This is a genomic window from Gloeocapsa sp. DLM2.Bin57 (assembly GCA_007693955.1).
Lineage (GTDB): Bacteria > Cyanobacteriota > Cyanobacteriia > Cyanobacteriales > Gloeocapsaceae > Gloeocapsa.
Genome location: RECR01000021.1, coordinates 1 through 7,798 on the forward strand (window position 1 = coordinate 1; position 7,798 = coordinate 7,798).

Consider the following 7,798-nt stretch of genomic DNA (forward strand, 5'->3'; position numbering starts at 1 on the left):
TGTCGTTTTGGACTTAAGCATATTTTGGAGTTTTTTAGAATGAAATAGCCCTGGGAATACCCCACTTGATATTATTGATATTCAATCCTTCTAATATAGGTACAGGAGTTGCACTAGTCCAAATGCCTACAGTAGCTGTTTGAGCACTAACAGGGATTACAGATAAGGCTAATAAAAATGCACTGAAATTATTTGAAAAAGCAAGTATATTGATGGTTCACCATAGGATAAAATAAGGTTAAGGAACATTTAACTCTAATCAGACGTCTAAAACAGCAATAACGATGTAAGCGTTCGATTAGGAAATGTTTATGAGTCAATCATTATCCGCCTCTTGGTCAATGACAGGGGTAAGTAATTTGCACAGAAGGGTATCACCTGAACAACTCTCTAATTATGACTTGATTTTACGTTGTCAACAAGGAAGACAACCAAATCAGGCTGATTTTACAGAATTATTACGTCGTTATCAAAACTATGTTGAGAGTATTTTGTATAATCTTGTCCCTGATTGGCAAGATCGTCATGATCTAGCTCAAGAAGTCTGGATTAGGGTTTATAAATATCTACCTAAATTAGAGCAGCCCCAAAAGTTTAAAAGTTGGTTAGGTAGGATCGCTACTAATCTAGTTTATGATGAATTGCGCAAGCGGAAACGACGCGGAAGTATTATTTCTCTCGATGAACCCTATCAAGTTAACCAAGAAGAAGTTACCCGAGATATAGCTTGTGAAGCACCTACACCAGAGGATGATTTAGCTAGTAGAGAGTTTTACGACAAACTAACCGAAGCGATCGCCTCCCTTCCTCCTTTATTTAGAACTACTATTGTACTCCGAGAAATCGAGGGTCTCTCCTATGAAGAAATAGCCGAGATTACTAATACTTCTCTTGGTACAGTAAAATCTAGAATAGCTAGAGCTAGAGCTAAATTACAATCTGAATTAAATAATTTCTTATAATTTGTAGAGCCATGATTCCCAATGATTTTGAACACTCCGAACACTATGAACTACTTAGCGCCTATATCGACGGCGAATTAAGTCCCCAAGAAATCGCTAAGGTTGAATCTCTCTTGGCAACTGACCAGAATTTACAACAAGAGTATCAACGATTACTCAAGCTCAGAAAAGCTTTTCAACAACTTCCCACCTTTACTCCTTCCTATAGTGCGGAACAATTATCTCAAGGAGTTTTTGCGCAAGTAAATAGACGACGTCACAGCAAAAGATGGTTATGGGGTGGAGGGGCGATTGCTGCTTTGTCGGTAACAGCTTTAAGTGGTTTATTTAGCCCCAATGCCAATATTGTCCCCCAATTAGCCCAAACTCAGGATTATGATCAAGGAGTAGTTATAGCTCTCAATAAGATCTCCAAAGAACAACTTAACCAGAATCGTAGTCACAGTCTAGATCATAGTTTAATTATCAAACTCAACGAACCTTTAGTAGATCTTCCTAGATAAAGCTACTCAACTCCAATCTTGTGTTTCTTGGGGTGCTAAACGTTCATTACCTAGTTTACCTTCTGAGTAGAATTGACGAGTTTGTGCAAATAGAGTCTCTTGATCTAAACCCCACTGTTGTAGAATTTGGTTTAACCGTTGTTTAATTTCTTTAGCTCCAGGAAAATTTTCATAACGAATAATTAATCTAGCGATAGTCGCTAAATTTTCTGCTGTTGCTTTTTCATCCAGGATTTGTGCGATTATTTCGCCATCTTTTTGGGCTTGAGGATGTTGTAGCTCTGCCATAATTAGAAAGCTTCGGGTATTTCCCAAATCCGAATAATCCGATCAAAACCTCCTGTAGCTAATCTTCTGCCATCGTTACTAAAAGCCAGAGATTGTACCCAGTCTGTATGTCCAGAAGCTACCCCGAGAAATTCTCCCGTTTCGATATTCCAGAGACGTACACCATCATTTCCGGCGCTAGCGAGTACTTGACCATCAGGATTGAGAGCGATCGCCCTAATAATACTCCTATGTCCTGTCATTGTGAATAATAACTGTTGGGTGACTAAATCCCAAACTTTAATAGTCCCATCATAGCTACTAGTAATTAACTTATTACCGTCAGGAGTAAAAGCTAATCCACTGACTAAATTATCATGGAGAATAAACTCACTCAATTCCTTAGTGGTTCTCAGATTCCAGAATCTCACTACCCCATCTTGGTGACCACTAGCGACAACATAGCCATTAGGGTGCATCGCTAAAGCATAAGTAGGATTACCAATCCCATCTAGAATAAATATAGGACGTTGAGGAATCAGATTCCAAACCCTAATCCCATCCAAACCTCCTGTTACCATCACGCTACTATCGGGGGAAATAACCATAGAGAGAATATTACTACCATGCTCAAAAAAGGTAAACAAAAACTCTCCCGTTTGCCAATCCCAAATATTAATACCTGCGTCTTCTCCAGTGCTTACAAGTGTAGCGCCATTGGGACTAATCGCCACCTCCATTACCGCTGTACGTTGAGCACGAATTCTCTCAACTTGTTTTCCTGTAGCTACAGACCAAAACTTGAGAGTAGGGTCATTAGAACTCCCCCCACTGACGACAATATCTCCATCAGGACTAAAAGTCAGAGCATTGACTGCTCCCTCATGACCAATGAAACTCTGGATTAAGCGAGGTCTGCGCCACAATTCGGCGGCTTCTAGAAGGGTTAGTGGTTCTTCTTCTATGGTTATGGTTTCTTCCCCCTTAATTGGGGTTGGGGATAGAGATAATAAACCTATAGTTGAGATTAATAAACCAATTTTAAGCTTGTGGAGATTCATAGAATTTAAAAATTAATTTATTTTATATTAGGGCAAATAGTCTGAGATTCCTCATCTGGAGCTGTTAATTCTTGCCAATCTGCGAGTATTAATTGTAATTGAGCTTTAAGAGAATTAAGGTTATTTATTTGTTCATCTATATTATCTAGCTGTTTGAGCAGATAGTCCTTGATTTGACCACAGGGAACATCACCCGAATCATGAACATCCAGAATTACCTTAATCTCTTGGAGACTAAGTCCCAAAGTCTGGATTTTTCTAATAAACTCTAAACGGTTAATTACTTTAGGTTCAAACAAACGATAACCAGATTCAGTCCTTGTTACCGCAGGAGAGAGTAAACCCAACTGATCGTAGTAGCGAATAGTTTTAATTGACAAACCACTTCGATTGGCTACTTCGCCAATTTTGAGCAATTCATCACATTCTATATTCATCTTTGTTTTTGTCGATTAGTTAAGGCCGGTAAAGGGTTATCTGCAGCACTTGGAGGCAGCATTTTTCTATTTACCCGTTGTGGTACAATTGCCTGGGCTTGTTGTTGTTGCAACCAACGCACGAGCATAGCGATGAACACAGTAAATACACCTAAACTAAGTAAGGTCCAACGTTGACCTACACCACCAATCACCGCGTCAACTGCTCCTATCACTAAGATAAAGCTAGAGAGTGGTTCTTTGCGATAAGCTACTTTAAAAAAACGAGGAATAATAGCGTTAATCATCTTAAGTTACTAATTATTTATCTTCTACTTTTAGCTTATCCTATCCATCTGATAATCGGCTAAGGCTCTTGATTTTGTTTAGACTTATTATTGTAACCCTAACCAAGCTAAGAGACCTTGACCACTGAAATATTCAATAGCTATGGTTAAGATAAAGCCAATCATCGCAGCTCTACCATTAAGACGCTCTGCGTATTCGTTAAAACCAAATTTGGGGTCTTCTACCTTGGGTTGAGTAGTTGGTTGAGGTTCAGTCATGTTTATTTTCCTATACGTTTTTTTACCTATGTTATGCTAACAGAAATTTTAGCAAATATGTTAAAATGTTTTCACTTTAGGTTTTGATGGGGAACAGTCATCAAACGCAAGGGGGAAAGTTTGGTGTAAGTCCAACGCTGTCTCGCAACTGTGATGAAACAATCGGTTTCTTAGTCAGGATGCCCGCCTAAGTCTTAACATCATTCTGCGAGGTTCAGATACACTTGTCTTTTAGGATACTTAAGCAAAAACGCGCTTATGCTGTTAGTACTTTTATAGCTATTGTCACTTGGCTATACTTGTCTAAACCTGCTTATGCGATGCACATTAGTGAGGGGTTTCTTCCTCTACCCTGGGCTTTATTGTGGTTCGGTATTTCTTTACCTTTTTTTGTGGTAGGGTTGCGCAACTTAACCAATTTAACCCGAGAACATCCCGAATTAAAACTACTTTTGGCTTTAGCTGGGGCTTTTAGTTTTGTTCTTTCGGCTTTAAAAATTCCTTCGGTTACAGGGAGTTGTTCTCATCCTACGGGTACTGGTTTAGGTGCTATTCTCTTCACTCCTGGTATCATGACTGTACTAGGAACACTGGTTTTAATCTTTCAAGCTGTACTTTTAGCCCATGGTGGTTTAACTACTTTGGGTGCTAATGTCTTCTCTATGGCTATAGTTGGTCCTTGGGTAGCTTATTTAATCTATCATCAAACCAAAGGAAGTAATAGAGAAAGATTGGCTGTTTTCCTAGCTGCTACTTGTGGTAACTTAGCAACTTATTTAGTTACGTCTTTACAACTAGCTCTAGCTTTTCCCGCTGAAAATGGCGGTTTCCTCGCTTCTTTTACGAAATTTGCCACAATTTTTGCCCTAACTCAAATTCCTTTAGCAATTAGCGAAGGAATGCTCACGGTTTTAGTTTGGAATTGGCTAAAATCTTACGCTCAACCCGAGTTAGAAACCATCAAACTATTACGTACAACCAGAGGTAACCATGCAGCAAGCTAAATATAGCAACTATTTATTGATAGCAGGAGTATTGTTATTAGCACTAATACCCCTGGTTTTTGTCAAGGGCGAATTTATGGGGGCAGATGAGGAAGCAGAAGAAGCAATTACTACCCTAAACCCTGATTTTGAGCCTTGGTTTGAGTCGATTCTTGAACCTCCTAGTGGTGAGGTGGAGAGTTTGTTATTCTCCACTCAAGCTGCTATCGGTGGGGGAATCGTCGGTTACGTTATCGGTTTATATAAAGGTCGTAATGCACCACCAAATAGATAGTTTAGTCTATCTTAATCGTCTGCGCTATCTACCACCATCAGAAAAACTATTATTTACAATAATGTTGTTTTTATTGAGTTATCTAGGTGGTAGGTTTGTTCAAATAATTCTGATTATCTGGTTATTCATTTGGATAGTGGTTTACGCGGGGATACCTTGGCGATTTTACCTTCAGTTGTTGACGATACCTTTAGGGTTTGGGATGGTTAGTTTACCCGCGATCGCCTTAGAAATAGTTTGGAGTGATAATCTAGTACCAATTAACTTTTATTTTAGTCCTTCAGGATTAATTCAGGGTGCAGAATTATTATTAAGAGCGATCACAGTTAGTTCTTCTATGTACTTTCTCTTACTGACAACCCCCCTAATAGAGATTTTGGAAGTATTAGCTAAGTTAGGTTGTCCTAGTTTAATCCTCGAACTTTTAGCCTTAATGTATCGTTTTATTGCTATTTTAACCGAAACCGCTAGTAACTTATTATTAGCCCAACAATCTCGGGGTGGTTATAGTCGCAGAAGTAGAATCATAACTAGTCTAGGATTATTAGTTACTCAACTATTCAAACAAAGTTTAGAAAATTATCGCCAAATAGTTTTAGGTTTAAATTCCCGTGGATTTACAGGTAAACTACGCTTTTGGCAACCTATCCCCTATAAATCCAACCTTCGTTATACTTTAGAAGCCTTACTCGGTTATAGTTGTTTAGTTTTTTACGCTATTTTAAAAAAATCGGGATGACAGGATTTGAACCTGCGGCATCCTGCTCCCAAAGATGCTACGGATTAGCTGTTAGCCTACCATGCCCATAGGGGTTTAGTCAATACCAGTGAAGAAAAATCTCTAGCTTGTTTTTGGAAAAAGATTACTAGGGGTGAGTTACCTAGTGAGTTAGAATGAGTCACTTAGGTGAGTCACTAGATGAGTTACCTAGTGACTCATTAGATGAGTTATCCATATACAAACCGTTGACAGTCATAGACAAGGTGTTGACAATATCATAGGATGTTATCACCTTGATATCGTTACGATATCATCTTGATATCATCTAGATACTGTTACGATATCATCTTGATATCACCCCTACCATTACCCCTACCATCCCCTAGCTATCACCTTACTAGCACCTTTATATCATGAGATGATAGTACCCTAATATCATGGACTGATATCACCTTGATATCGTTACGGTATCCCCTAGCTATCACCTAACAAACATTTCTTTTTGCACTGTTCCCCAATTCCCCTCCAAACCCGAGAAGGTTTGGAGGCAATCCCTTAAAGCTTACCTACAGGAACGATACTCTTATCACTACATATTCCCCAGGTGTGATATTTATTAATCTCTATGGTTAGTATAATGCTAGCTCAATATCTATGTATGCTCTCGGAAATAGTTTGGCTTCTTTTTTGGTGTTGGTAACCATTTATATAAACCCTTCTATACCATCTCAAGAACAATACAATTAGATTTACATATTACAGATTCTAGGGGAAATATTTCCTTTACCACTGAAAGAAGCAATTATCTTTATCAGTGCAGAAAGAGTTATTTTACCCCTAAACAGATTTACCCCTAAATTACCCCTAATAGGGGTAACCCTAAATAGGGGTAAAAGTAACCATTGAAAAAGAAGGTAGCAAACCAACTATGGAATACGGAAAAAGAATAAAGAAATCAACCTATGTAACACCCAATGTAATGCTAAAGCTCAAGGAATACTGTTTAGAACACGGTATCAGCGAATCTAGAGCCATAGAGCTAGCTATTAGCCGATTGGTAGATGAACCCCAAACCATTTCCCTTACCACTGAAAGAAGCAATATAGAAGGTGGTTTAGAAGCTAGGCTAGAGGCTTTGGAGGCAAGGATTAATGAGGCATTAGATATCTACAGTACCTATGAGTACGACTATGATAACAACCTAGTCCACATGGCTAAATATATGGCTGAGACAACATCCGAAGTAAAGGTAAGCAAGCTCAAGAAAGCCGTAGCTAAGGCTCTAGAAACTCTGGGTACTGATTTGTATGAATTCTTTGTGTAGCACCCGTGTTCTTTTAACAGTGCAAAAGAAGAATAGGGGGTGCAACTCACTTTAGCTTCTTTACTCTGTTTCCGAAAAGGGCAAAAAGTGAGTCGATGAATCCATCATAGCATGAAGGGTAAACTCTGTGCGAAAACCCTAGGGTTTCTAACCAAAAGAAGTGGAATGATAATCATTCTTCTCCACTGATAGCTAGGGTTGGACTTGTTCCCCAATCCCTCTAAATAGACCTAAACAAGGAAGGAGAGCCTATGGAAGCTCTCCTCTCTTTTCCAGTAGCAATAATCGAAAAACCCCTAGTTCGGAAAACCAAGGACAGAAACTAATGATTCAACCTAACTATAGCATCATAGGGTTAATGGAGGGTGACTCATCTTAACTCACCAGGTGACTCACCTGGTAACTCACCTGGTGACTCACCCCTAAGAAAGCTTTTTTTTTTCACTGTCCCTCTTGGAGGTTTCTCCCCTGGTGCTAAACCTTAACCACCCCTACTTCTATACCTAAATATTTTCTAGCAGCATGATTTCGCGTATTTCTTCGGCTATCTTACGGTTAACCTTAGAGTCATCAAGGTTTAGCTTAACCGCGAGAAGCCTCAAGCTTTATTTTCTCAAATAAGCGTGAGATGAATCGCGTCCTTATTTATTTTATTTCATCTTGATTCTGTATATAAGATTTAAGGGTTGAAATAGTAACA

At 38.9% G+C, this 7,798-nt stretch carries 10 protein-coding genes and 1 riboswitch; of the genes, 6 read left to right on the forward strand and 4 right to left on the reverse strand.

Features of this window, described 5'->3' with window-relative positions; genetic code table 11:
• Positions 1 to 311 precede the first annotated feature (311 nt).
• Complete coding sequence (locus tag EA365_00535) at positions 312 to 962, forward strand: sigma-70 family RNA polymerase sigma factor (GenBank protein TVQ49217.1); 651 nt, start codon at positions 312 to 314, stop codon at positions 960 to 962.
• 11 nt (positions 963 to 973) lie between these two features.
• Entirely contained in the window at positions 974 to 1,465 is a 492-nt protein-coding gene (locus tag EA365_00540) for a Fis family transcriptional regulator (protein ID TVQ49218.1), read from the forward strand.
• 6 nt (positions 1,466 to 1,471) lie between these two features.
• Here the strand turns inward: EA365_00540 and EA365_00545 are convergent, their stop codons facing one another.
• Genes EA365_00545 through EA365_00560 form a run of 4 tightly spaced genes read right to left on the reverse strand, consistent with a single transcriptional unit; the run spans position 1,472 to position 3,514 of the window.
• The gene (locus tag EA365_00545) at positions 1,472 to 1,753 is read right to left on the reverse strand and encodes a DUF3288 family protein (GenBank protein ID TVQ49219.1); all 282 of its coding nucleotides are present in this window, start codon (positions 1,751 to 1,753) and stop codon (positions 1,472 to 1,474) included.
• 2 nt (positions 1,754 to 1,755) lie between these two features.
• The gene (locus EA365_00550; GenBank protein TVQ49220.1) at positions 1,756 to 2,793 is read right to left on the reverse strand and encodes a WD40 repeat domain-containing protein; all 1,038 of its coding nucleotides are present in this window, start codon (positions 2,791 to 2,793) and stop codon (positions 1,756 to 1,758) included.
• A 17-nt stretch (positions 2,794 to 2,810) separates the two neighbouring features.
• Positions 2,811 to 3,230 (reverse strand): heavy metal-responsive transcriptional regulator, encoded by a 420-nt coding sequence (locus EA365_00555; protein TVQ49221.1) that lies wholly within the window; start codon positions 3,228 to 3,230, stop codon positions 2,811 to 2,813.
• On the reverse strand, positions 3,227 to 3,514 hold the full coding sequence (locus EA365_00560; protein TVQ49225.1) for a hypothetical protein: 288 nt from the start codon (positions 3,512 to 3,514) through the stop codon (positions 3,227 to 3,229). Before EA365_00560 ends, EA365_00555 begins: the two co-directional genes overlap by 4 nt.
• Positions 3,515 to 3,836: 322 nt before the next feature.
• Positions 3,837 to 3,981: riboswitch (cobalamin riboswitch) on the forward strand.
• A 114-nt stretch (positions 3,982 to 4,095) separates the two neighbouring features.
• Here EA365_00560 and EA365_00565 point away from each other — a divergent pair.
• The 4 genes from EA365_00565 (at position 4,096) to EA365_00580 (ending at position 7,098) form a co-directional block, all read left to right on the forward strand.
• Entirely contained in the window at positions 4,096 to 4,779 is a 684-nt protein-coding gene (locus tag EA365_00565) for an energy-coupling factor ABC transporter permease (GenBank protein TVQ49226.1), read from the forward strand.
• A complete protein-coding gene (locus tag EA365_00570; GenBank protein TVQ49222.1) occupies positions 4,766 to 5,053 on the forward strand; it encodes an energy-coupling factor ABC transporter substrate-binding protein in 288 nt (95 codons plus the stop codon). Before EA365_00565 ends, EA365_00570 begins: the two co-directional genes overlap by 14 nt.
• Complete coding sequence (gene cbiQ / locus EA365_00575) at positions 5,034 to 5,792, forward strand: cobalt ECF transporter T component CbiQ (GenBank protein TVQ49223.1); 759 nt, start codon at positions 5,034 to 5,036, stop codon at positions 5,790 to 5,792. The genes EA365_00570 and cbiQ overlap by 20 nt, the downstream gene beginning before the upstream one ends.
• A 910-nt stretch (positions 5,793 to 6,702) precedes the next feature.
• The gene (locus EA365_00580; protein ID TVQ49224.1) at positions 6,703 to 7,098 is read left to right on the forward strand and encodes a hypothetical protein; all 396 of its coding nucleotides are present in this window, start codon (positions 6,703 to 6,705) and stop codon (positions 7,096 to 7,098) included.
• Positions 7,099 to 7,798: the final 700 nt, after the last annotated feature.